This window comes from Burkholderia sp. Bp9016 (assembly GCF_003857765.1).
GTDB lineage: Bacteria > Pseudomonadota > Gammaproteobacteria > Burkholderiales > Burkholderiaceae > Burkholderia.
Map to the genome: position 1 here is coordinate 88726 of NZ_QTPY01000008.1, position 23247 is coordinate 111972.

Sequence of the window (23247 nt, forward strand, 5' to 3'; positions counted from 1 at the left end):
CGCGCGCCGCGCCATGTAGTCTGCTCGTCGACGTGCGAAAGCGCCGGCCGCAACGCGCCGGGCCGGTCGGTGCGTCTCAGCTCCGTTCGCAGAACCCGAGGATTGCCTCCGCGACCGCCGACGGTGCCTCGCGCTGCGGGAAATGCCCCACCCCGTCCAGCACCTGCCGCGCGTAGCGCCCGGCGAAGAAGCGCTCGCGCCCGGCCGAGCTGTCCGGATGATTGCAGGTATCGGCGCCGCCATGCAGCACGAGCGTCGGCACCGACAGGACCGGCGCCGGGTTCAGCCGCGCGTCGTCGTCCGCATAGGCCGGCGTGCAGGGCGCGAAACCCCATCGCTGCCGGTACGAATGCAGCACAACGTCGATCCAGTCCGGTCCGTCGAACGCGTCGGCTGCCGCGTCGAATTCCGCATCGCCATACCAGCCCGGCGGCGACCACGTGTCCCACATCAGGCGCGCGAACGCGCGACGGTCGTCGCGCAATGCCTGCTCGCCGCGCGGCGTCGCCATGAACCAGTGATACCAGTAGTTGCGCGCCTGCTGCAGTGACAGCGGCTGGAGCGGATCGTTGGTGCCATAGCCGACCGACAGCATCACGAGATGCGACGCCGCTCCGTCGCGCAAGCCGCACGCGTTCGCGACCGCACGGGCGCCCCAGTCGTGCCCGACCAGCACGGGCTGCTCGATGCCGAGCACGTCGACGAAGTCGAGCAGGTCGCGACCAAGCGCCGCCAGTTGGCCGCTGCGCGGCACCGCCGGATCGCGAAATCGGGTCGGCGCGAAGCCGCGCAGCGCGGGCGCGAGCACGCGATAGCCGCGTGTGGCGAGCGCTTGCGCGACCGCAGCCCAGCCAGCCGGGCTGTCCGGCCAGCCGTGCAGCAGCACGGCCACGCGTTGGCCGCGCGGGTTCCATTCGAGATAGGCGACTTCGAGCGACGCGGTCGTCGCAAATCGATAAGCGGTCATCGTGTACTCCGGCAAGTGAACCCGAAGGTCGATGGTAGATCCGTATCTCATCACGATTCGCGGAGTATCATGATTCATTCTTCGAATATTGCGTTGAATCGATCGATGGAACCGCTCACCGACCCCGCGTCGACCGCACTCGACATCGCGCTGCTGCGCACCTTCCTCGAAGTCGTCGACAACCGCGGTTTCGCGCCGGCCGCCGAGCGCCTCGCGCTGACGCCGTCCGCGGTCAGCGGCCACATCAAGCGGCTCGAGCAGGCAGCAGGCACGGTGCTGCTCGCACGCACGACGCGCCGCGTCGCTCTGACGCCGGCCGGCGACACCCTCTACGCGTACGCACGCAACATCGTCGATATGGAGCGCGAAGTGCGGGCCCGGCTGCGCGGCGCTCCGGCACATGGCCCGCTGCGGGTCGGCGCGTCGGAGGATTTCGCGGGCACGTGGCTGCCGCAGGTATTGCGCACGTTCCGCGACAGCCATCCACGCTCGTCGATCGAGCTGAAGGTCGGCGTCACCGCATCGCTGCTGCGCGAGCAGACGCTGGGCCGGCTCGACGTCGTGTTCGGCAAGCAATGCCGGCAGGTCGACTCGGCCGGGGAACTGCTGTGGGAAGAGCCTCTGGTGTGGGCATTCGCGTCGGACACCGCACTCGAGGCCAAAGGCGACGTGCCGCTCGCGCTGTTTCCGGAGCCCTGCGTGTACCGTGAAGCGGCGGTATCCGCGCTCGCCGCCGCGCTGCGGCCGTTTCGCGTGCAGTTCGAAAGCGGCAGCATGGCCGGCTGCGTGTCGGCCGCACTCGCGGGCTTCGCGGTCACGGCGCTCGCGCGCAGCCAGTTGCGCGACGGCCTGCGCGCGTGCGGGCCGGATGACGGGCTGCCGGCACTGCCGGCCGCGCGCTTTTACGCATTCGCGTCGAAGCCCGACGGGACCTGTGCCGCGCTGATCGATGCGGTACGCGCCACGGGGCGCACCCGGCGGTTCGCCGTGCAGACGGGCTGATCCCTCGCTACCCTGCCCTGCAAATCCCGCGCGGCTCGCGCCCGACACCCTTCAGTGGGCGCCCGTAGCCGCGCCGGTTTCGTTCAACGCATCCGCCATCAGCGCCCCGAACCACTCGATGAACGCGTTGAGCCGCCGCGACCGGTGGCGACGATGCGGATAGACCGCCGACACATCCATCGGCGCGGCCCGGTGACCGGGCATCACCTCGACGAGCGCGCCGCTGTCGAGCAGATGGGCGACGTCGAAGCGCGGAATCTGGATCAGCCCCATCCCGGCGATGCAGCTCGCGATATAGGTTTCGGCGTTGTTGACGATCACGCGGCTCGGCAGCGCCAGCGTGTGCCGCCCGCTGTCCGCGCAGTATTCCCAGTCGAGTTCGCGCCCGGTCGTCGGCGACGCATAGCCGATCGCCCAGTGCCCGTGCGCAAGCGCGTCCGGATGCTCGGGCACGCCGCATTCGCGCAGGTAGTCTGGGCTCGCGCAGTTGATCAGCGCGAACTGCCCGAGCGGCCGCACGACGAGGCTGCTGTCCGCGAGCCGCCCGACCCGAATCGCGCAGTCGACGCCTTCCTGTACCAGATCGATCGAGCGGTCCGTCGAGCCGAGCGACAGTTGCAGCTTCGGGTGGCGGCGAAACAGCGACGGCAGCGCGGGCGCGATCACGCGGCGCGCGATCCGGCTCGGCGCATCGACGTTCAGCCGCCCGACCACGTCGCGATCGCGCCGCCGGAACAGCCGGTCGAGCTCGTCGGCTTCCGCGAGCAGACGCCGGCCGCGCTCGAGTAGCAGCACACCGTCGGCGGTCAGCTGGACTTGCCGCGTCGTGCGATGCAGCAGGCGCGTGCCGAGCGCCGTCTCGAGCTGCTGGACGGCCGCCGACACGGTCGCGCGCGGCACGTCGAGCGCATGCGCGGCCTTGATGAAGCTGCCCATCTCGGCAACCTGAAGGAAGATCCTGACCTGGTCCAGCTTGTCCATCGGCGGAAAACGTGGGTTCGGGCAACCGTCACCGACCGCCGTCGCGCGCAGCGGCCGGCTCCGGCGGCACAGAAGGAACGGGCGCGCGGCCTCGTGCCCGCGCGCCCGTCCATTGTCCATGCAAACGCGCCATTGCGGTACGCCACGCGCCCGCAACGACCGCAGCCGGGCGTGACTTCGCCGGTTACTTCGTCGTATAGCCGCCGTTGATCAGGATCGTCTGCCCGGTGATCCACCAGCCGTCGGTCACCAGATGGCGGATGAACGGCACGACGTCCTCGATGTCGGTCAGGCCCGTCTTGCTGAACGGCGACAGCGCGGCCGCGGTCTTGTGATACGCGACCGCGTCGGCGCCTTCTGCCGGGTAGAAGAACGGCGTGTCCATCGGGCCCGGCCCGACCGCCGTCACCGAGATCCCGCGCGCGCCGTACTCCTTCGAAGCCGCGCGCGTGAAGTGCTCGACCGGCGCCTTCGACCCCTCGTAGGCCGCGTAGAACGGCGTGAATGCACCGAGCAACGACGTCACGAGCGTGACGAGCTTGCCGTGATCCTCGAGGTGCCGCCCCGCTTCCTTGATGAAGAAGAATGCCGACTTGCTGTTGACCGCGAACATCTCGTCGTATTCGGCCTCGGTGATTTCGGTGAACGGCTTCTTCAGCACCTTGCCGACGGTATTGATCGCGATGTCGATCTTGCCGAAGCGCTGCTTCGCGTCGTCGAACAGCTTCTCGACCGCGGCAGCCGTCGTCAGGTCGGCCTGGAACGTCGCGGCTTGCGCACCGGCCGCGCGCACGGCCGCAGCCGTTTCCTCGGCCTGCGCCTGCGACGCCGCGCTGTTGTAGTGAATCGCCACCGCCTTCGCGCCGTGGCTCGCCAGGTCCCGGGCGATCAGGCCGCCGAGATTCTTGGCGCCGCCTGCGATCAGGACGACCTTGTCTGCGAGCGTGTGAGTGGCCACGGTTGACTCCTTTTTGCGTTGAATGAAACTAGGAGTGTAGGCACGCGCGACGCACCGGTCAGCCGGGCGCGGCTGGATGGATTATCCAGAAAAATGACCCAATCGGAATACGGGAACGGTGTCATGCCCCACCGACAACCGACCCGAAATCCGCTCGAGACGATTGCGGGCGGCCGCGCAATTCAGCGCGCATGCAGCGTTGCATCGATCTTGCCGAGCAGCCATTGCATGCCGGCCAGATGCTGCTGGTCGTGGCTGCAGAGGTAATGAACGAGACCACGCACGGTCAGCGGGCCGTAGCCTTCGAACTCGCCGGTGCGCGCGAACTGTTCCGGGGTGAGGCGTGCGAGCACGTCGAGCGTGTCGCGCCGCGCATCGCGAATCGCCGCGAGCACGTCGGACGCGTAGGCGGCGTCGTAGCGGCGCTCGGTCGCGAGCGCATCGCCGTCGATCGACATCAGCAGCGGACGATCCTCGCCGAGCATGCGCCGCAGCCGCACGTGATAGCCGTCGATCTCGATGTCGCGCACATGGCAGAGCTGCCCGAGCGGCGAGAAGCGCTCGCTCGGGATCCCGCTCCAGTCGTCGGGCATCCAGCGCGCATAGCCGTCCGGCACGGCGGCGAAATGGGCTTCGAGCAGGCGGGGAAAATCGGCGAGTGCGTCGAGCGTCGTCTGATTCATGCGGCAGGCTCCGTGCCGGATGAAGACGGAAAGACGGCGGCAACCCCGGCACGAGCCAGCCGCCGTCATGGCGCTACTTCACGCTGAAGCCGTATGCCCCTTGCGTGCGATGCCCGTCGGTCGCAACCGCCACCCATTTCACCGTATAGGCGCCCGTGCCGATCGCGGCGAGCGGCACCGTCATCCGCCTGGCGGTCGCGGCATCGATGTTCGCGCGGCCGTTGGAAACGGTCTTGCCTTCGCCGTCGACGACGACGATCGAGCTGAACGCCGGCTCCAGCGGCTCGGTGAAATCGATCGTGACGGCGGCCGGTGCGGCGGCCAGCGCAGCGCTCGCGGCCGGATTGCTGTTCGCGATGTGCGCGTGCGCGAATGCCGCCGAAGAGACCATTGCGGCCAGCACGACGACGGCGGCCTTGCGGCCGAACTGCAGCGGATCGAATTGCATGGACTTTCCGTGAAGAATGAACGAACGCCGCGCGCGGCGCGACGTCCCGGCAGCTTACCAGCGCGCACCGATTCGCGCCGATGCCTGCGCGCCGCTTGATAGAATGCGCGCGCTATGGATCTCGAAAGCATTCTCTACACACAGGGCTTCGGCTCGCGCCGCCAGTGCCGCGGCCTGATCGAATCGGGCCGCGTCGCCGTCGCGGGCGCGAGCGCGACCGACCCCGACGCATCGTTCGACACCGACGGCCTGGTGTTCTCGGTCGACGACGCGGCATGGCCGTTTCACGCGCACGCGTATCTCGCGCTCAACAAGCCGGCCGGCTACGAGTGTTCGCGCGACCCGCAGCACCACGCGAGCGTGTTCAGCCTGCTGCCGGCGCCGCTCGTCGCGCGCGGCGTGCAGTGCGTCGGGCGCCTCGACCAGGACACGACGGGCCTGCTGCTGCTGTCCGACGACGGCCAGTTCGTGCATGCGTACACGTCCCCCAAACGCAAGGTGCCGAAGACCTACGTCGCCACCGTGCGCCACCCGCTCGACGACGCGCAGCTCGCGGCGTTGCGCGCCGGGGTGCAACTGCACGGCGAGCCGAAGCCGATCGCGGCGGTCGCCGCCGACGCGCGTGACACGCACGCGCTCGCGCTGACGGTGCTCGAAGGCAAATATCATCAGGTGAAACGAATGGTCGCCGCGGCCAGCAATCGCGTCGAGGCGCTGCACCGCGAAAGCATCGGCGGCTTCACGCTGCCGGACGACCTCGCACCGGGCGCATGGCGCTGGCTCGGCGAAGCGGACCTTTCAGCACTGCGCAATTCCGTCAAAACCCTGTAAGGGAAAATCCGCACGATCGTTCGACGTCCGGCCGCATCGCGGCCGTGCCATCCCCCGCTATACTGAAATCACAAGCTGTACGAGCAGCGACGCAGGGGGACATCATGAACATCAACCATTCGTTCGAACTTTCGTACGTGACGATCGCGTTCGCGGTCGTGGGCGCCATCGTGATCGGCGGGCTGCTGGCCACGATGCACATGAAGCACAAATATCATCCGAACCTGATTGGCGCGCTGATCGGTGCGCTGCTGTGCTTCCTGCTGATCGAAGCGTTACCCGCGCTCACCTGATGCACCGCTCGGCGCGACCGTTTGAAGGAATTCGTCTACGGTCGGATAGCGCAACGTCACGCACAATTCGGCCTTGAGCCGGGCATTGGACAAGCGCCGCGATTCACGCATGAACGACAGGAGCGTCGGCTCGAGTTGACGCTCGGCGTCCGCGCGGCTGATGCGCGGCGGCGGCGGCAGGCCGAACGCCTGCGCGACCCGGTCGAAATACTCTCCCATTCGCAGTTCGCTGTCGTCCGACGCATGCACCGCGCGCGCCGGCCTGCCGCGCACGGCTGCCCGGCGCAGGATCGTCGCGAGGTCGTCCGCATGGATGTGGTTCGTGTACACGTCGTCGGCCGCGTCGAGCGCCGGCGTGCCGCGCTCGAGCCGCGCGAGCGGCAGCCGGTTCGCCGCATAGATGCCGGGAATGCGTACGATGCGCGCGGACAGCACGCCGCGCACCGTCGCCGCCCGCAATTGACGCTCGGCCGACACGCGCCGGAACGCACGCGAATTTGCAGGGCGCAGCGGCCGGGTTTCGTCGATTCGCGCGCCGCCACAGTCACCGTATACGCCCGTCGTACTGGCGTAGACGAGCGTCGGCGCACGAAGGGCGTCGGGTACAATACGCGCTGCCCGAACCGGCGCGCCAGCCTGTCGGGCAGCGGCGCGCAGCGTGCGGAGCCGGCCGACCGACGATACCGCCGGTACGGACGGCCGCCGCGCGGGCACGGACAATGCGGCGATCAGCGCACGCGTGCGCAGGTCGTCGCGACCGTCGGCTTGCGGCGGCGCAAGATGCAGGATCGTCCGGGCGAGCCCGGCGAGACGACCGAGCGTCTCCCGGCGATCGAGGTTGCCGACGATCGGCGTCGCGCCCGCCGCGCGCAATGTGTCGCAGCGGCCCGGATGGCTCGTCAGCGCGACGATGCGCAGGTTGCGGTGCGCGTCGCGCCATTGCGCGACGCAGCGCAGCCCGACGTCGCCGCAGCCGACGATCAGTACACGCGGCCGGCGCAGGATTCGAGTCGCGATCATGTTGGTTGCGAAATCAGTAGCCACCGTTGCGCGGCGCGCAACGGGCTTGCATTGTAGCTGCCGTGCGCGATATGCACGGTCCCCACATTTTGTTCTATTTGGTTCTATGGCATTCAACGTTACTCTCAAGCAAAGCGGCCGGCAGTTCCAGGTCGAGTCGGACGAAACCGTGCTGGCGGCAGCGCTGCGCCAGAACGTCCATCTGCCGTACGGGTGCAAGAACGGCGCGTGCGGCTCCTGTAAGGGCCAGATCGTGTCGGGCCAGATCGAACAGGGTCCGCACGCCGCGTCGGCACTGTCCAACGACGAACGCACGCGCGGTCTTGCACTGCTGTGCTGCTCGAAGGCGCAGTGCGACCTCGAGATCGACGTACGTGAAATCGCCGGCGTCGACGGCGTGCAAGTGAAGAAGCTGCCGTGCCGGATCGCGGCGCTCGAGCGCCGCGCCGACGACGTGATGATCGTGAAGCTGCAACTGCCCGCCAACGAACGCCTGCAGTACCTCGCGGGCCAGTACGTCGAGTTCATCCTGAAGGACGGTTCGCGCCGCAGCTACTCGATGGCGAACGCGCCGCACGAGGAAGGCCCGATCGAGCTGCACATCCGCCACATGCCGGGCGGCAAGTTCACCGATCACGTGTTCGGCGCGATGAAGGAACGCGACATCCTGCGCTTCGAAGGCCCGCTCGGCACGTTCTTCCTGCGCGAGGATTCCGACAAGCCGATCGTGCTGCTTGCTTCGGGCACGGGCTTCGCGCCGATCAAGGCGATCATCGAGCACGTCAGGCATTCGGGCATCACGCGCCCGATGACACTCTACTGGGGCGCACGCCGCAAGAAGGACATCTACCTCGGCGAGCTCGCCGAGCAGTGGGCGCGCGAGATCCCGAACTTCAAGTACGTGCCGGTGCTGTCCGAACCGGAAGACGCCGACCAGTGGACCGGCCGCACCGGCTTCGTCCATCGCGCGGTGATCGAGGACCTGCCCGATCTGTCGGGCCACCAGGTGTACGCATGCGGCGCGCCGGTGATGGTCGAATCCGCGCAGCGCGACTTCACGCAGCACCACGCGCTGCCGGCCGACGAGTTCTACGCGGACTCGTTCACGAGCGCCGCCGATCTCGCACATCCGGTCTGAGTACCGGGCGCCCGCGCCCCCGCTGCGCGCCGCCGTGTCACATCCGTGGCATCGCGGCGGTTTACAGTGGGGCGCGGGATGCCTTATGCTTGCGCACATGAACCGCTTCCTGTCCGCTCTCCGACGTCGCCGCTCGCCGCTCCGCCCGGATGCCGCCGGCTCGTCACGGACTCGCGCGTAACCTTTCCCCGCTTCACCGGTTACGCACCAGCTGTTCGATCCACCAGCCACGGCATTCCGTGGCTTTTTTATTGCCCGTTTCCCTTTCAACGTCCGCTGGAGTCTGCTGCCATGCCCCTGAACGATTACCCGATCGACTCGCTGATGTACATCACGAACCGCCCCGACATCGTGTTTACGCACGGCAAGGGTTCGTGGCTCTACGATCAAACGGGCAAGCGATATCTGGACTTCATTCAGGGCTGGGCCGTCAACAGTCTCGGCCACTGCAACGACGGCGTGGTCGAAGCGCTGAAGAAGCAGGCGGAAACGCTGCTGAACCCGTCGCCGGCGTTCTACAACGAGCCGATGGCGAAGCTCGCGGGGCTGCTCACGCAGCACAGCGTGTTCGACAAGGTGTTCTTCACGAACAGCGGCGCCGAAGCGAACGAAGGCGCGATCAAGCTCGCGCGCAAGTGGGGCCGCAAGTTCCGCAACGGTGCGTACGAAATCATCACCTTCGACCACAGCTTCCACGGCCGCACGCTCGCGACCATGTCGGCCAGCGGCAAGCCGGGCTGGGACACGATCTACGCACCGCAGGTGCCGGGCTTCCCGAAGGCCGAACTGAACAACATCAATTCGGTCGAGAAGCTGATCACCGACAAGACCGTCGCCGTGATGCTCGAGCCGATCCAGGGCGAAGGCGGCGTGATTCCGGCGACGCGCGAATTCATGCGCGAGTTGCGCGCGCTGACGAAGCAGCACAACCTGCTGCTGATCGTCGACGAAGTGCAAAGCGGCTGCGGCCGCGCGGGCACGCTGTTCGCGTACGAACTGTCCGACATCGAGCCGGACATCATGACGCTCGGCAAGGGCATCGGCAGCGGCGTGCCGCTCGCGGCGCTGTTGTCGAAGGCCGACGTCGCGGTGTTCGAGGCCGGCGACCAGGGCGGCACGTACAACGGCAACCCGCTGATGACGGCGGCCGGCTACTCGGTGATCTCGCAACTCGTCGCACCCGGCTTCCTCGAAGGCGTGCGCGCCCGCGGCGAGTATCTCAAGCGCAAGCTGCTCGAACTGTCGGAAGAGCGCGGCTTCGAAGGCGAACGCGGTGAAGGCCTGCTGCGCGCGCTGCTGCTCGGCAAGGACATCGGCCCGCAGATCGTCGAGAAGGCTCGCGAGATGCAGCCCGACGGCCTGCTGCTCAACGCGGCGCGCCCGAACCTGCTGCGCTTCATGCCTGCACTGAACGTCACGACCGAAGAGATCGACCAGATGATGGCGATGCTGCGGTCGATCCTCGACACGCTGTAAGGAGACCGCCGCGATGGATGCCGCCGCCGATGCTGTCGCTATCCGCCCGTTCGAACGTGCCGACACCGATGCCGTGCTCACGGTCTGGCGTGACGCGTTCCCGCAGTACGATGAAACCGGCGCGCCGCCGCACCGCGATCCGCTGCGATCGATCGAGCTGAAGCTCGCGACACAGCCGGAGCTGTTCTTCGTCGCGACCTGCGGCGCGCGGGTCGTCGGCACGCTGATGGCGGGTTTTGACGGACATCGCGGCTGGCTCTACTCGTTCGGCGTATCGAACGATGCACGTCGGCTCGGCATCGGCCGCGCGCTGATCGCGCATGCGGAAAGTGCGCTCGCCGCGCGCGGCTGCCTGAAGATCAATCTGCAGGTACTGCCCGGCAACGACGATGCGTGCCGTTTCTATGCGGCGCTCGGCTATCGCGTCGAGGAACGCATCTCGTTCGGCAAGACGCTGCCGGCCGCCTGACGGCCGGCAGCCACCCTCGTCAGCGCGTGATCGGCCCCGCGCCCGGCAACGGATTGCCGAGCGCGTCGGTCGGCACGGCCTGCTGCTCGAACGCCGCGAAATACGCGGCCCACTGCGTATCGCTCACGCGCACGATCAGTGCGCCGTCCTGCCACACGTCGTTGTGATCGTTGTGGTCGTCACCCGCGCGATGCAGGTAGTTCGAGCCCGTCGAACCCTGGTTCATGTGCGTGTCGTGAATGCCGTTGCCTTCCGAATACGTGCGGCCGAACACGACGACATCGAGCCCCTGCGACTGCGCGGCATTGACGAGCCGCAGCAGCGACGGGATCGGCTCCGGATTCTCGGTGCCGTCCATCACCGCGCTGGCGCGCCACGCGCCCGTCTCGTTCAGGATGTCGCTACGCAGATAGTCGAGCGCCGGCAGCGCGGCCTGCCCGGTGAGATCCGTATAGCCTTCGGGCGCGGCCGCGAGCGTCGCGGTGACCGGATGATGGAAATCGTAAACGAGCTTGTAGTTCAGCAAGTCGTCCGCGTCGCTGGTGCCGACGTTGATCGCGACGTCCCAGTTGCCGCCCGGTAACGCCAGCGTCAGGTGGATGTGATACTGGATCTCGCTGCCGTGCGGCGAGCCCTTCAGCTTCGCCACCGATGTCACCTTCGCCTTCACGAAACCGTAGTCCAGACTCATGCGTGCTCTCCGTGTCCCGGTGGGACCTCGATGCTACACGGCCCGTGTGTCGGTTTGCAGGCGACCTGCCGCGGACGGCCGCCCGATCGTTCCCGCGCCGCGGGCGCGGCACGACAGTCGAATGGAGTCCCGCACGCACGCACAAGTTCGGCCCGAATCGCCCGGCACGAAAAAAAAGCTGTCACGGCATCCCGTGACAGCTTTTCGAAAGCTCTTGTGCGACGCGCCCGGCATCCGCCGTCGCGCGCCGCCGGGCCCGCTCGTTCACTCGCTCATTCACCCAGATACGCGGCCCGCACCTTCGGATCGTCGAGCATCTGCTTCGCGTCGCCTTCCATCGTGACCGTGCCAGAGTCCATCACGTAGCCGCGGTCGGCAGCCTGCAGCGCGAGGCGTGCGTTCTGCTCGACCAGCAGCACCGTGATGCCCTCCTTCGAGATCTCGCGCACCACTTCGAAGATCTTCTCGACCATGATCGGCGACAGGCCCATCGACGGCTCGTCGAGCAGCAGCAGCTTCGGCTTGGAGAGGATCGCGCGCGACATCGCCAGCATCTGCTGCTCGCCGCCCGACAGCGTGCCCGCGAGCTGCGTCGCGCGCTCCTTCAGACGCGGGAAGAAGCCGAACATCCGGTCGACGTCCTTCTTGATCTGCTCGTTGTCGTTGCGCAGATACGCACCCATCTGCATGTTCTCGATGATCGACATCCGCGCGAAGATCCCGCGGCCTTCGGGCACCATCGCGAGGCCGCGCTTCAGAAGCTCGTGCGACGGCACGCCCTTGATCGACTTGCCGTCGTACTCGATGTCGCCCGCCGAATAAGCCTTGAGACCCGTGATCGCCTTCATCGTCGTGGTCTTGCCTGCACCGTTCGCGCCGATCAGCGTCACGAGCTCGCCCTGACGGACTTCCATGTCAACGCCCTTGACGGCCTGGATGCCGCCGTAGTTGACCTGCAAGCCCTTGATTTTCAACATTGCCGCTGCCATCAGTGCACCCCTGCGCCGAGATATGCCTCAATCACCTTCGGATTCTTCTGCACGTCCTGCGGCAGACCCTCGGCGATCACCTTGCCGTAATCGAGCACCGTCATCCGGTTGCACAGCCCCATCACGAGCTTCACGTCGTGCTCGATCAGGAGAATCGTGCGGCCGTCCGAACGGATCTTGTCGAGCAGGCGCGTGAGTTCGACCTTCTCGGTCGCGTTCATCCCGGCCGCCGGTTCGTCGAGTGCGAGCAGCTTCGGGTCGGTGGCCAGTGCCCGCGCGATTTCGAGACGACGCTGGTGGCCGTACGACAGGTTGCGCGACGTATAGTCGGCGTACTGCAGCACGCCGACGTACTCGAGCAGTTCGATCGCACGCTCCTTGATCTCGCGCTCTTCCTGGCGTTCGGCCGGCGTCTGGAACACCGCGCCGAGCAGCCCGTGCTTGGTGCGTACGTGGCGGCCCACCATCACGTTCTCGAGGGCCGTCATCCCGCCGAACAGGCGAATGTTCTGGAACGTGCGCGCGATGCCCGCCTTGGCCACCTGGTGCACGGCCGTCGGCGTGTAGTTCGTGCCATCCAGCTTGAAGTCGCCGGAGTCCGGCGTGTAGAGACCCGTGATCACGTTGAAGAACGTGGTCTTGCCGGCGCCGTTCGGGCCGATCAGGCCGTAGATCTCGCCTTCCTTGATCTGCAGGCCGACGTCGGACAGTGCCTGCAGCCCGCCGAAGCGCTTGTTCACGCCCTGCACGGACAGTCGGATTTGCTTGTCGCTCATGTGTATATCCCCTTGTCCGTTGGTTAAGCGCGCACCGGCTTCTTGCTGTTGCGCTTCGCCAGTTTCGCGATCTTGTCCTCATGCTTAGGCGCGGGCCACAGGCCTTCGGAGCGGTACAGCATGATGACCACCATCGCGAGGCCGTACAGCGCCTGACGGATCACTTCGGTATCGACGATGTCGTGACCGAACAGCGCGTGCTGCAGCGGGCTCATCGTCGAGCGCAGGAATTCCGGGAAGATCGCGAGCAGCACCGCACCGAGGATCACGCCCGGGATGTGCCCCATGCCGCCGAGCACGACGCAGGCCAGCACGACGATCGATTCCCAGAACGTGAACGACTCGGGCGACACGAAGCCCTGGAACGCGCCGAACATCGCGCCCGACAGGCCGCCGAACGACGCGCCCATCGCGAACGCGAGCAGCTTCACGTTACGGGTGTTGATGCCCATCGCCTTCGCGGCGATTTCGTCTTCGCGGATCGCCGCCCAGGCACGGCCGATACGCGAGTGCTGCAGACGCGTACAGACCCAGATCACCAGCAGCGAGCACAGCACGAACAGGTAGTAGTACAGGTAGACCGACGGCAGCTGGAAGCCGAACAGCGTATGCGTCTGCGCGAGGCTGAAGCCGCCGACGTGCACCGGATCGATGCCCGTGATCCCCTTCGGGCCGTTGGTGATGTTCACCGGACGGTCGAGGTTGTTCATGAAGATCCGGACGATTTCACCGAAGCCGAGCGTAACGATCGCCAGGTAGTCGCCGCGCAGGCGCAACGTTGGCGCGCCGAGCAGTATCCCGAAGGTCGCCGCGAGCGCCATCGCGATCGGCACGATGATGAAGAACGGAAGGTGCAATCCGTTCGGCGCCAGCGCCGCGATCCACTCGAACTGCGTGGTCAGGTGCGGCGAGCTCAGCAATGCCGCCGTGTAAGCGCCTACCGCGTAGAACGCGATGTAGCCCAGGTCGAGCAGGCCGGCGAAGCCGACCACCACGTTCAGGCCCAGCGCAAGCATCACGTACAGCATCGCGAAGTCGAGCACGCGGACCCAGTAGTTGCCGCCGGCCGAGCCGATCACGATCGGTGCCGCGATCACGAGGGCCGCGGTCAGGATGCCGATGGTGACGGTCTTGGCCGTGTTGCGCTGTTCGACGAGCGACGTCGACGATTCGATCGGTTGAATGGATGTCATGTTGTTTGCTCCCCTTCCGTTACGCGCGATCCGCGACACGTTCGCCCAGCAGGCCCGACGGACGGAACACCAGCACGATGATCAGCACGATGAATGCAAACACGTCCTGGTAGTTACTGCCGAATACGCCGCCCGTGAGGTTGCCGATGTAGCCCGCGCCGAGCTGCTCGATCAGGCCGAGCAGCACGCCGCCGACCATAGCGCCGCCAAGGTTGCCGATCCCGCCGAGCACCGCGGCCGTGAACGCCTTCATGCCGGGGATGAAGCCCATGTAGAAGTGCACGTTGCCGTATTCGGACGCGATCATCACGCCGGCCAGCGCGGCGAGCGCGGAGCCGATCATGAACGTCGCCGAAATCACGAAATTCGGGTTCACGCCCATCAGGCTCGCGGTGTTCGGGCTTTCCGCGATCGCACGCATCGCACGACCGAGCTTGGTCTTGTGCACGAGCAGCAGGAGGCCTGCCATCACGATGAACGCCACCGCGATGATCACGATTTCGGTCACCGAGATCACGGCGCCCGGCGTCGTGTCGGTGGCCTTGATCACGTTGATCGGATCGGTCGGCAGCAGTTGCGGGAACGGCAGCGGGTTGCGCGACCAGATGATCATCGCAGCCGTCTGCAGCAGGATCGACACGCCGATCGCGGTGATCAGCGGTGCGAGGCGCGGCGCGCGGCGCAGCGGCCGGTATGCGACCCGCTCGATCGCGAAGCCGACGAATGCACAGACGACCGCGGCGATGCCAAGACCGATCGTCAGCGTCGCGACGTTGCCGAGTGCGGGGAAGTGGTTCTGCAGCACGGTGATCGCGGAGAGCGCGACCATCGCACCGATCATCAGCACGTCGCCGTGCGCGAAGTTGATGATGCCGAGAATGCCGTACACCATCGTGTAGCCCAACGCGATGATGGCGTAGACACTGCCGAGCACCAGCCCGTTGAGAACCTGCTGGACGAAGATATCCATTTAAAGCTCCTTGGCCCGTGCTGCCGGAGGACGTTGCGCCCCGCGGGTAAGCGAGGAATCGCGCCTTCTCGGCGACACTGCGGGTACTAGTCGATACCGGTAAGGGTGGATCGTCCCGGCGCGCGCCGCCCGGCCTGTACAGCCGGACCTGCCGCCGGAGCGGATACAAAAACGGCACCGCACTGTTCCGGTGCCATCATGAGTCCCGTCGCTAAATCGTCACGACATCGAGGACGGTGTACTTGGCCTCCTTGAAGTCGTAGAGCTGCGTGCCGAAACAGCCGTCGTCCGGTTTCCCGAAGTCCGTGCCTTTTTCCGTCCGGGCCGCGATGAAACCCGCAACCGGACAGATCAGGTTCTGCGCCGCGTCGTGCGCGGGCTCGACCACCTTGGCGGCGCACATGCCATTGCCGCCAAGGGTTTGCGCTCCGATGCCGGACGCCGTCGCCTGCTTCGCAAGCGCGCCGTCCGCCGCCCGCGCGACGCCGTCACCGGCATCGCGAAGACGACACCCGACTTTCGTCAGGAGTCCGTCGGAATCCGTCGAATGAAACAGCGCGCCTGCCGCAACGCGACGGGGCGCGGCGACATGCTGTTTCGTCGAATCGAAATGAAAGGGGATCAGCGACATCTGCACGTTGCCTGCGTTGCCCCGAAACCAGGGCGTCCGTCGATCGACGCGCCCCGCTGCGGCCGCATCGCGGCCGGCAGCGCGTTGTCGGGCCACTCGCGTGCCCGTTGCCCGGTTGGCCGCGGCGTCGGCGGGTACTGCGTGCCGGGCTGCCTGCATGCCGAACTTCGGGCCTTGCGCGTTGAATTCCTCGATCGCCAAACGTGCCCCGTTATCCTTGTTCCTGTCCGATTGCGCAATGCGGCACGCCAACGGCACCGCACCAGCGGTCGTGGCAGCGCGCACGTCGCTGGCCGCCGGTTCTGCGAGTGCCGCAGCCTCCCTGCCCGCCCCGTCGTCGCTCTTTTTGCTGCAACCGGCAAGCATTGCAACCGGTGCGGCGACGGACATGGCGTAAGCCAACTTCACATGCATCGAGTAGGTCTCCCGCGCCTTGCCAAAACCCGATTTCAAAGCCATTCCGGCTTGAAAACGGGCGCATTGTAACTCCATTTATAGGACGCCAATAATCCTGATTCGATGGGGTTTTCCTGCATTGCAACCAATTTTGAGAGACGGTTAAGCGGCGCCATAGCAACCGGGTTGCACTATTAATGTGAATAATGGTTGCGATGTGAATTATGCGGTGCAAAAAAAAGCGCGCCGTGAGGCGCGCTTCGGGTGTATCTCGGGTGCGATGCGGCAATCAGGCGGCAGGCGGCAGGTTCAACCCGCGGGGCAGCGGAAACGACACGTTTTCCTCGATCCCGTCGAGTGCGCGGACATTGCGCACGCCGAGTTCGCGCAGTCGCGCGATCACGGCCTGGGCGAGCACTTCGGGCGCCGATGCGCCGGCCGTCACGCCGATGCGGCGCTTGCCGACAACCCATGCCGGATCGATCTGGTCGGGTGCGTCGACCATGTATGCCGCCACGCCGCGCTTTTCGGCCACTTCGCGCAGGCGGCTCGAATTCGAGCTGTTCGGGCTGCCGACGACGATCACGACGTCGCACTGCGGCGCCATGAACTTCACCGCGTCCTGACGGTTCTGGGTGGCATAGCAGATGTCCTGCTTCTTCGGCTCGCGGATCTTCGGATACTTCGCCTTCAGCGCGCCGATGATCTCCGCCGCATCGTCGACGGACAGCGTCGTCTGCGTGACGAGTGCGATGCGTTCCGGGTCGGCGAGCTGCAGTTTCTGCACGTCCTCGACGCTTTCGACCAGATGCATGCCGCGTTCGACCTGCCCCATCGTGCCCTCGACTTCCGGGTGCCCCTTGTGTCCGATCATCACGATATCGACGCCGTCCTGGCGCATCTTCGCCACTTCGACGTGCACCTTCGTGACGAGCGGGCAGGTTGCATCGTAAATGCGCAGCCCGCGCACGTCGGCCTCGTCGCGTACGGCCTTCGACACGCCGTGCGCACTGAAGATCACGGTGTTGCCGGCCGGCACTTCCTCGAGTTCCTCGACGAAGATGGCGCCCTTCTTCTTCAGATCCTCGACCACGTACTTGTTGTGGACGATCTCGTGACGGACGTAGATCGGGGCACCGTGCATCGCGATCGCGCGCTCGACGATCTCGATCGCTCGGTCCACCCCCGCGCAGAAACCGCGCGGTTGGGCCAGCAGGATTTCGGCGTCGGCGGCGACGGTCTGTCCGGACAGCGTATCGGTGGTGCTCATGATTACAGGATTCCGATGATTTTCACTTCGAACGTGAGCGCCTGGCCCGCGAGCGGATGATTGAAGTCGAACAGCGCCGAGGTTTCGCTGACTTCCTTCAGCACACCTGCATAGCGACCGCCGTCCGGCGCGTTGAACTCGATCAGCTCGCCGGGCGTGAAATCGTCGCCGACCATCCCGTTCTCGCGCAGCGTCGACAGCGTCACGCGCTGGAGCATGTCGGGATTGCGGGGACCGAACCCTTGTTCGGGCGTTAGCTGAAAAGTCGAATGGTCGCCGACCCGGAGCCCGATCAGAATCTGTTCCAGCGACGGCGCCAGTTGCCCCGCGCCGAGCAGCAGCGTGGCGGGCTTGTCGGAGAACGTGTTGACGATATCGGCGCCGTCGGCCAGTGCAAGCCGGTAATGCAGCGTGACATGGGAACCGGGCTTCACTTCGGATAGATCGATGAGGCTCATGAATTACTCGTGTTCGTCGGCGCCCGAAATGGGCCGAAAGGCCCGGCGCAAAGCCAATATTGTAAGTCACCTGAGCGCGCAAGGCTGAAAGTGCGACGAGGTCGCGCGCACGCCCCGCCGCCAATGGAGTTCAAGCATGCTGTCATCCCGCCTCGCCGTCGCGGCGACCGAATGTCGCGATACCGCCGATCCCCCGGCCGCTGCGGCCCGCCGCGCGGCCCCTGCCCGGCCGCGCAAGCGCCGCCCGCGCAACTGGAAACCGAATCTGCCGCGCGAGCGGCTGCTGGAACGCGGGCCGGCCGCGCTGACCGACGCGGAGCTGATCGCGTTGCTGCTCGGCACCGGCGGCGGCGGCCTCAACGTGTTCGACAGCGCGAGCGCACTGCTCGCGCGGTTCGGCAACTCGCTGCGCGACATGCTCGACGCGGAGCCCGACGTGTTCGCCACGCACCCCGGTATCGGCGCCGCGCGCTCGGCGCTGCTGATCGCCGTGACCGAAATCGCGCGGCGCGCGCTGGCCGAAAAGGCGCGCGTGCGGGTGCAGATCGATTCGCCCGGCGCGGTCGAGGACTATCTGCGACTGAAGATCGGCACACGTCCGTACGAAGTATTCGTCACGCTGTACCTGGATGCCCGACACGGCCTCATCGACGTGGAAGAAAGCGCGCGCGGATCGCTGACGCGGATGGCCGTCTATCCGCGCGAGATCGTACGCCGCACGCTGACGCTGAATGCCGCCGCGCTGATCGTCGCGCACAACCATCCGTCCGGCGCAGTGCAGCCGAGCGCGGAGGATCGCCGGCTCACGCGCGCCCTGCACGAAGCGCTCCAGCTCGTCGACGCGAAGCTGCTCGATCATGTCGTCGTCGGCGCGGCCGATACATTTTCGTTCGCACGCGCCGGTTGGCTGTAGACTGTGGCCCGGCGACCCGCCCCGGGGCCGCCGCAACGGCGATGCGAAATTGGGTTTGATTTCTCTGAACTTTTTCTGCTAGAATCGCCGTCTGTCTTTTTTCCAACCAGTTCTAGCCATCGAAGGGCCTTGTCTGTAAGGGCTTCGGCGTTCTGAGTGCAGCCATGGATCACGTGGCGGTACGATGGAACCTTCATCGGCGATCGAACCCCGAATTTAGCGTATTAGGAGTGCTCTCATGGCACGCGTATGCCAAGTAACTGGGAAAGCGCCGATGAGCGGCAACAACGTTTCCCACGCAAACAACAAGACGAAGCGCCGCTTCCTCCCGAACCTGCAAAACCGCCGGTTCTGGGTTGAAAGCGAAAACCGCTGGGTGCGCCTGCGCGTTTCCAACGCCGGCCTGCGTCTGATCGACAAGAACGGCATCGATTCCGTGCTCGCTGACCTGCGCGCACGCGGCGAAGCCTAAGCCCAAGGAGCACAATCATGGCAAAAGGCGCACGCGACAAGATCAAGCTCGAGTCGACCGCTGGTACGGGTCACTTCTACACGACCACGAAGAACAAGCGCAACATGCCGGAAAAGATGGCGATCAAGAAGTTCGATCCCGTCGTCCGCAAGCATGTGGAATACAAAGAAACCAAGATCAAGTAATCTCCGGTTTCTGCCAGCCTGACGGCGACCAAAAAGCCCCGCACATGCGGGGCTTTTTGTTTTGCGCGCACGCATGAGCCCGACGCGGTATGCTCTCCCCTTTCCGCGGCCACGGCCGACGGAACGCACAAAATCTAAAGCGTAACGATGGAGATGCAGCATGAAATTCGACGTGGCGATCGTCGGCAGCGGCCTGGCAGGGCTGTCGGTCGCACTCAACCTGGCCAGCACGCGACGTGTCGCGCTGATCGCGAAACGTTCGATGATGGAGGGCGCGAGCGATAACGCGCAGGGTGGCATCGCAGCCGTCCTCGACTCCGCGGACAGCATCGAGAACCACGTCGACGACACGCTGGTCGCCGGTGGAGGACTCTGCGACGAAGGCGCGACGCGCTATATCGTCGAACACGGCCGCGAAGCGATCGAATGGCTGATCTCGCAGGGCGTGCCGTTCACGAAGGACGATGCGGCCGAGCTCGGCTTCCATCTGACCCGCGAAGGCGGCCACAGTCACCGCCGGATCATTCACGCGGCCGACGCAACCGGCCATGCGGTGCTCGCGACGCTGTCCGAGCGCGCGCGCCAGCATCCGAACATCACCTTCTTCGAAAACCACCACGCGATCGACCTGATCACGTCGGACCGGCTCGGCCTGCCCGGGCGCCGCTGTCACGGCTTGTATGCGCTCGACGTCGACAACGACCGCACGATCACGATCGAGGCGCCGCACACGGTGCTCGCGACCGGCGGCGCAGGCAAGGTCTACCTGTACACCACCAACCCCGACACCGCGACTGGCGACGGCATAGCCATGGCGTGGCGTGCGGGTTGCCGCGTGTCGAACATGGAATTCATCCAGTTCCACCCGACCTGCCTGTTCCACCCGTACGCGAAGTCGTTCCTGATTTCGGAGGCCGTGCGCGGCGAAGGCGGCCTGCTGAAGCTGCCCGACGGCACGCGCTTCATGCCGGCGCACGATCCGCGCGCCGAACTCGCGCCGCGCGACATCGTCGCGCGCGCGATCGACTTCGAAATCAAGAAGCGCGGGATCGACTGCGTGTATCTCGACATCAGCCATCAGCCGGAAGCGTTCCTGCGCGAACATTTCCCGACGATCCACGCGCGCTGCCTCGAATTCGGCATCGACATCGCGAAGCAGCCGATTCCCGTGGTGCCGGCCGCACACTACACGTGCGGCGGCGTCGTCACCGATCTCGCGGGGCGCACCGATCTCGCGGGCCTGTATGCGGTCGGCGAGACGTCATACACGGGGCTGCACGGCGCGAACCGACTCGCGAGCAACTCGCTGCTCGAATGCCTCGTGATCGGCCGCGCGGCGGCCGAAGCGATCGAGGCGGCCGGCTACGATGCCGACACGCCGGCCACGCTGCCCGCCTGGGACGAAAGCCGCGTGTCGGATGCGGATGAGGAAGTCGTCGTCGCACACAACTGGGACGAACTGCGCCGCCTGATGTGGAACTACGTCGGCATCGTGCGCACCGACAAGCGCCTCGAACGCGCGAAGCACCGACTGTCGCTTTTGCGCGACGAAATCCACGAGTACTACGCGAACTTCCGCGTGACGCGCGACCTGCTCGAGCTGCGCAATCTCGTCGACGTCGCGACGCTGATCGTGAAGAGCGCGTACTCGCGCCGCGAGAGCCGCGGGCTGCACTACAGCCGCGACTGGCCGCATACGCTGCCGAAGGCCCTGCCGAGCGTGCTCACGCCGCGCGCGCGACGCTGAGCGGGTACACCCTTCTTCCGGCTGCCGCACCCGGAAAAAAAGCCGCTGGCGTTTCGCGCCAGCGGCTTTTTTCGTCAGGCGGCACGACTTGCGATCAGTTGACGATCCGCATCGAGTAGTCGGTTGCGCGCACGTCCTTCGTCAGCGCGCCGATAGAGATGCGGTCGACACCCGTCTCCGCGAACGCGCGCACCGTATCGAAATTGACGCCGCCCGATACTTCGAGCACGGCCTTGCCCGCCGCCACGCGCACCGCTTCGCGCATCATGTCGAGCGTGAAGTTGTCGATCAGCACCGACTGCGCACCGTGTGCGAGCGCCGTGTCGAGCTGCGCGAGCGTCTCGACTTCGACCTGCACGGGCACGCCCGACTCGAGTGCGAACGCCGCGTCGAGTGCCTCGCCGACGCCGCCCGCTGCCGCGATGTGGTTTTCCTTGATCAGAATGCCGTCGTACAGCGCGAGACGCTGGTTCTCGCCGCCGCCGACCCGCACCGCGTACTTCTGCGCGAGCCGCAGGCCCGGCAGCGTCTTGCGCGTATCGAGAATCTTCGCGCGCGTACCTTCGACACGGTCGACGTAACGGCGCGTCGCGCTCGCCACGCCCGACAGCAGTTGCAGGAAGTTCAGCCCGTTGCGCTCGGCCGTCAGCAGTGCGCGCGCCAGCCCTTCGAGTTCGCAGACGGTCGAATCCGGCGACATCCGGTCGCCTTCGCGATAGCGCCATTGCACGACGATCGACGGATCGATCCGTGCGATGACGGCCTCGAACCACGGCACGCCGCACAACACTGCTTCTTCGCGCACGATGATGCGCGCACGGCGACGCTCGCCGGCCGGCACGAGCCGCCCGGTCTGGTCGCCAGTGCCGACGTCTTCCGCGATCGCATCGGCGACGTTGCGCGCGATCGCTTCGTCGAATGCCGCGCCGTATTGCGCACGAACGCTGTCGAACAGCGGGGAGACTGCTGTCGTCATGCCGCCCCCACGTTCGCAAACAGTTGCTGGTCGCGCTGCAGATCGCCGCTCGCCTGCACGCGTTTCTTGTGCGCGGCCGCGAAATCGAGCATCCGGTCGATCGGCAGACGCGCGCGTTCGCCGATCGCGGGATCGACGAAGATCTCGTTGTGACCGCGCTCGAGCACGTCGGCGAGATTGGCGAGGCCGTTCATCGCCATCCACGGGCAATGCGCGCAGCTCTTGCAGGTCGCGCTGTTACCGGCCGTCGGCGCGGCGATGAAGGTCTTGCCGGGCGCCGCGAGCTGCATCTTGTGCAGGATGCCGAGATCGGTCGCGACGATGAAGTGCTTCGCGTCGAACTTCACGGCTGCGTCGATCAGTTGCGTCGTCGAGCCGACGACGTCCGCCTGCGCGACGACGTTTTCCGGCGACTCGGGGTGAACCAGCACCTTCGCATCCGGATATTCGGCGCGCAGCAGGTCGAGCTCGATGCCCTTGAATTCGTCGTGCACGAGGCACGAACCCTGCCACAGCAGCATGTCCGCGCCGGTTTTCTTCTGGATGTAGCTGCCGAGATGGCGGTCGGGAGCCCAGATGATCTTCTCGCCGCGCGCATGCAGGTCGGCGACGATCTCGAGGCCGATCGACGACGTGACCATCCAGTCGGCGCGCGCCTTCACCGCGGCGCTGGTGTTCGCATAGACGACGACGGTGCGGTCGGGATGCGCATCGCAGAACGCGGAAAATTCGTCGACCGGGCAACCGAGGTCGAGCGAGCAGGTCGCATCGAGATCGGGCATCAGCACGCGTTTGCCCGGGCTCAGGATCTTCGAGGTTTCGCCCATGAAGCGCACGCCGGCGACGACGAGCGTCTGCGCATCGTGATCGCGGCCGAAGCGGGCCATTTCGAGCGAATCGGCGACACAGCCGCCGGTTTCGTCGGCCAGTTCCTGTAATTCGGCATCGACGTAGTAATGGGCGACCAGCACGGCTTTTTCACGCACGAGCAGCGCCTTGATGCGCGCCTTCAGTGCGGCGCGCTCTTCCGCGGACGGTGCATCGGGCACCTTGGCCCATGCTTGCCCGACGCCACAGACGGTCCCTGCCGAGACCGGCCGGTCATACTCGACGGATTTGATCGTCGATTGCATCTCCATATCTCCTGTCGACCGGAGTTAGCGCTTTAGCGCTTACTCCGGTCCCATGCTTCGCGGTCGACCCGAGTTAGCCCTTTAGCGCTTACTCCGGTCCCATGCTTCGCGGTCGACCCGAGTTAGCCCTTTGGCGCCTGCTTCGGCCCTATCCTGCGCTCGCCCCCGGGGAGCCACGTCG

The 23247-nt window shown here is 66.2% G+C and carries 26 protein-coding genes; 10 read left to right on the plus strand and 16 right to left on the minus strand.

All coding sequences use genetic code 11. The annotated features are described in order from the left end of the window. Positions 1–76 precede the first annotated feature (76 nt). The gene (locus tag DIE13_RS11900; RefSeq protein ID WP_124827321.1) at positions 77–967 is read right to left on the minus strand and encodes an alpha/beta fold hydrolase; all 891 of its coding nucleotides are present in this window, start codon (positions 965–967) and stop codon (positions 77–79) included. A 105-nt stretch (positions 968–1072) separates the two neighbouring features. Between DIE13_RS11900 and DIE13_RS11905 the strand changes: the two genes are divergently transcribed. Further along, positions 1073–1969, plus strand: a complete 897-nt coding sequence (locus DIE13_RS11905; protein WP_124827322.1) for a LysR family transcriptional regulator — start codon at positions 1073–1075, stop codon at positions 1967–1969. 51 nt (positions 1970–2020) lie between these two features. Here DIE13_RS11905 and DIE13_RS11910 read toward each other — a convergent pair whose 3' ends face one another. From DIE13_RS11910 to copC, 4 genes are all read right to left on the minus strand, one after another. Continuing rightward, the gene (locus DIE13_RS11910; protein ID WP_124827324.1) at positions 2021–2950 is read right to left on the minus strand and encodes a LysR family transcriptional regulator; all 930 of its coding nucleotides are present in this window, start codon (positions 2948–2950) and stop codon (positions 2021–2023) included. A 184-nt stretch (positions 2951–3134) separates the two neighbouring features. Next, a complete protein-coding gene (locus DIE13_RS11915; RefSeq protein WP_124827326.1) occupies positions 3135–3908 on the minus strand; it encodes an SDR family oxidoreductase in 774 nt (257 codons plus the stop codon). Between the two features lie 182 nt (positions 3909–4090). Continuing rightward, complete coding sequence (locus DIE13_RS11920) at positions 4091–4591, minus strand: DinB family protein (protein ID WP_124827327.1); 501 nt, start codon at positions 4589–4591, stop codon at positions 4091–4093. A gap of 73 nt (positions 4592–4664) precedes the next feature. Next, positions 4665–5039, minus strand: coding sequence for a copper homeostasis periplasmic binding protein CopC (gene copC, locus DIE13_RS11925; protein WP_124827329.1), 375 nt, complete (start codon positions 5037–5039; stop codon positions 4665–4667). Positions 5040–5153: 114 nt separating this feature from the next. Between copC and DIE13_RS11930 the strand changes: the two genes are divergently transcribed. Both DIE13_RS11930 and DIE13_RS11935 read left to right on the plus strand, forming a co-directional pair. Then, complete coding sequence (locus DIE13_RS11930) at positions 5154–5870, plus strand: pseudouridine synthase (RefSeq protein WP_124827331.1); 717 nt, start codon at positions 5154–5156, stop codon at positions 5868–5870. 104 nt (positions 5871–5974) lie between these two features. Then, entirely contained in the window at positions 5975–6163 is a 189-nt protein-coding gene (locus tag DIE13_RS11935) for a hypothetical protein (RefSeq protein WP_059527680.1), read from the plus strand. Here the strand turns inward: DIE13_RS11935 and DIE13_RS11940 are convergent. Then, a complete protein-coding gene (locus tag DIE13_RS11940) occupies positions 6146–7183 on the minus strand; it encodes an SDR family NAD(P)-dependent oxidoreductase (RefSeq protein WP_124827332.1) in 1038 nt (345 codons plus the stop codon). The two genes, DIE13_RS11935 and DIE13_RS11940, sit on opposite strands and share 18 nt — an antisense overlap. Before the next feature lie 106 nt (positions 7184–7289). On the opposite strand from DIE13_RS11940, the gene DIE13_RS11945 reads away from it, so the two are divergent. The 3 genes from DIE13_RS11945 (at position 7290) to DIE13_RS11955 (ending at position 10266) form a co-directional block, all read left to right on the plus strand. Next, positions 7290–8321 carry a CDP-6-deoxy-delta-3,4-glucoseen reductase gene (locus tag DIE13_RS11945; protein WP_124827334.1) on the plus strand — a complete coding sequence of 344 codons (1032 nt, stop codon included), beginning with the start codon at positions 7290–7292 and terminating at the stop codon, positions 8319–8321. A 291-nt stretch (positions 8322–8612) separates the two neighbouring features. Then, on the plus strand, positions 8613–9797 hold the full coding sequence (locus DIE13_RS11950) for an acetylornithine transaminase (RefSeq protein ID WP_124827336.1): 1185 nt from the start codon (positions 8613–8615) through the stop codon (positions 9795–9797). 13 nt (positions 9798–9810) lie between these two features. After that, positions 9811–10266 (plus strand): GNAT family acetyltransferase, encoded by a 456-nt coding sequence (locus DIE13_RS11955; RefSeq protein ID WP_124827338.1) that lies wholly within the window; start codon positions 9811–9813, stop codon positions 10264–10266. 19 nt (positions 10267–10285) lie between these two features. Here the strand turns inward: DIE13_RS11955 and DIE13_RS11960 are convergent, their stop codons facing one another. The 8 genes from DIE13_RS11960 to DIE13_RS11995 all read right to left on the minus strand — a co-directional run bounded on the left by DIE13_RS11960 (position 10286) and on the right by DIE13_RS11995 (position 17640). Then, positions 10286–10957 carry a DUF2278 family protein gene (locus DIE13_RS11960; protein WP_124827340.1) on the minus strand — a complete coding sequence of 224 codons (672 nt, stop codon included), beginning with the start codon at positions 10955–10957 and terminating at the stop codon, positions 10286–10288. Positions 10958–11229: 272 nt separating this feature from the next. Beyond that, on the minus strand, positions 11230–11946 hold the full coding sequence (locus DIE13_RS11965; protein WP_124827341.1) for an ABC transporter ATP-binding protein: 717 nt from the start codon (positions 11944–11946) through the stop codon (positions 11230–11232). Then, positions 11946–12722, minus strand: coding sequence for an ABC transporter ATP-binding protein (locus DIE13_RS11970; protein WP_059233415.1), 777 nt, complete (start codon positions 12720–12722; stop codon positions 11946–11948). The genes DIE13_RS11965 and DIE13_RS11970 overlap by 1 nt, the downstream gene beginning before the upstream one ends. Positions 12723–12745: 23 nt before the next feature. Continuing rightward, entirely contained in the window at positions 12746–13915 is a 1170-nt protein-coding gene (locus DIE13_RS11975; protein WP_124827343.1) for an ABC transporter permease subunit, read from the minus strand. A gap of 19 nt (positions 13916–13934) precedes the next feature. Further along, positions 13935–14885 (minus strand): branched-chain amino acid ABC transporter permease, encoded by a 951-nt coding sequence (locus tag DIE13_RS11980; RefSeq protein WP_124827344.1) that lies wholly within the window; start codon positions 14883–14885, stop codon positions 13935–13937. 211 nt (positions 14886–15096) lie between these two features. Beyond that, positions 15097–15930 carry a branched-chain amino acid ABC transporter gene (locus DIE13_RS11985; RefSeq protein WP_124827541.1) on the minus strand — a complete coding sequence of 278 codons (834 nt, stop codon included), beginning with the start codon at positions 15928–15930 and terminating at the stop codon, positions 15097–15099. 271 nt (positions 15931–16201) lie between these two features. Beyond that, positions 16202–17182 (minus strand): 4-hydroxy-3-methylbut-2-enyl diphosphate reductase, encoded by a 981-nt coding sequence (gene ispH / locus DIE13_RS11990; RefSeq protein ID WP_124827542.1) that lies wholly within the window; start codon positions 17180–17182, stop codon positions 16202–16204. Positions 17183–17184: 2 nt separating this feature from the next. After that, complete coding sequence (locus DIE13_RS11995; RefSeq protein ID WP_014896285.1) at positions 17185–17640, minus strand: peptidylprolyl isomerase; 456 nt, start codon at positions 17638–17640, stop codon at positions 17185–17187. Positions 17641–17776: 136 nt separating this feature from the next. Here DIE13_RS11995 and radC point away from each other — a divergent pair, with 136 nt between their 5' ends. The 4 genes from radC (at position 17777) to nadB (ending at position 20957) form a co-directional block, all read left to right on the plus strand. Beyond that, positions 17777–18553 (plus strand): RadC family protein, encoded by a 777-nt coding sequence (gene radC / locus DIE13_RS12000; protein WP_124827345.1) that lies wholly within the window; start codon positions 17777–17779, stop codon positions 18551–18553. 238 nt (positions 18554–18791) lie between these two features. After that, on the plus strand, positions 18792–19025 hold the full coding sequence (rpmB, locus tag DIE13_RS12005; protein WP_004186391.1) for a 50S ribosomal protein L28: 234 nt from the start codon (positions 18792–18794) through the stop codon (positions 19023–19025). 17 nt (positions 19026–19042) lie between these two features. Further along, entirely contained in the window at positions 19043–19210 is a 168-nt protein-coding gene (gene rpmG / locus DIE13_RS12010) for a 50S ribosomal protein L33 (protein WP_006478046.1), read from the plus strand. 160 nt (positions 19211–19370) lie between these two features. Beyond that, positions 19371–20957, plus strand: a complete 1587-nt coding sequence (gene nadB, locus DIE13_RS12015; RefSeq protein ID WP_124827347.1) for an L-aspartate oxidase — start codon at positions 19371–19373, stop codon at positions 20955–20957. 94 nt (positions 20958–21051) lie between these two features. On the opposite strand, the gene nadC is transcribed toward nadB, so the two are convergent. Together nadC and nadA are read right to left on the minus strand one after the other, a co-directional pair. Continuing rightward, on the minus strand, positions 21052–21933 hold the full coding sequence (gene nadC, locus DIE13_RS12020; protein WP_124827349.1) for a carboxylating nicotinate-nucleotide diphosphorylase: 882 nt from the start codon (positions 21931–21933) through the stop codon (positions 21052–21054). Next, complete coding sequence (nadA, locus tag DIE13_RS12025; protein WP_096502508.1) at positions 21930–23066, minus strand: quinolinate synthase NadA; 1137 nt, start codon at positions 23064–23066, stop codon at positions 21930–21932. Before nadA ends, nadC begins: the two co-directional genes overlap by 4 nt. Positions 23067–23247 lie beyond the last annotated feature (181 nt).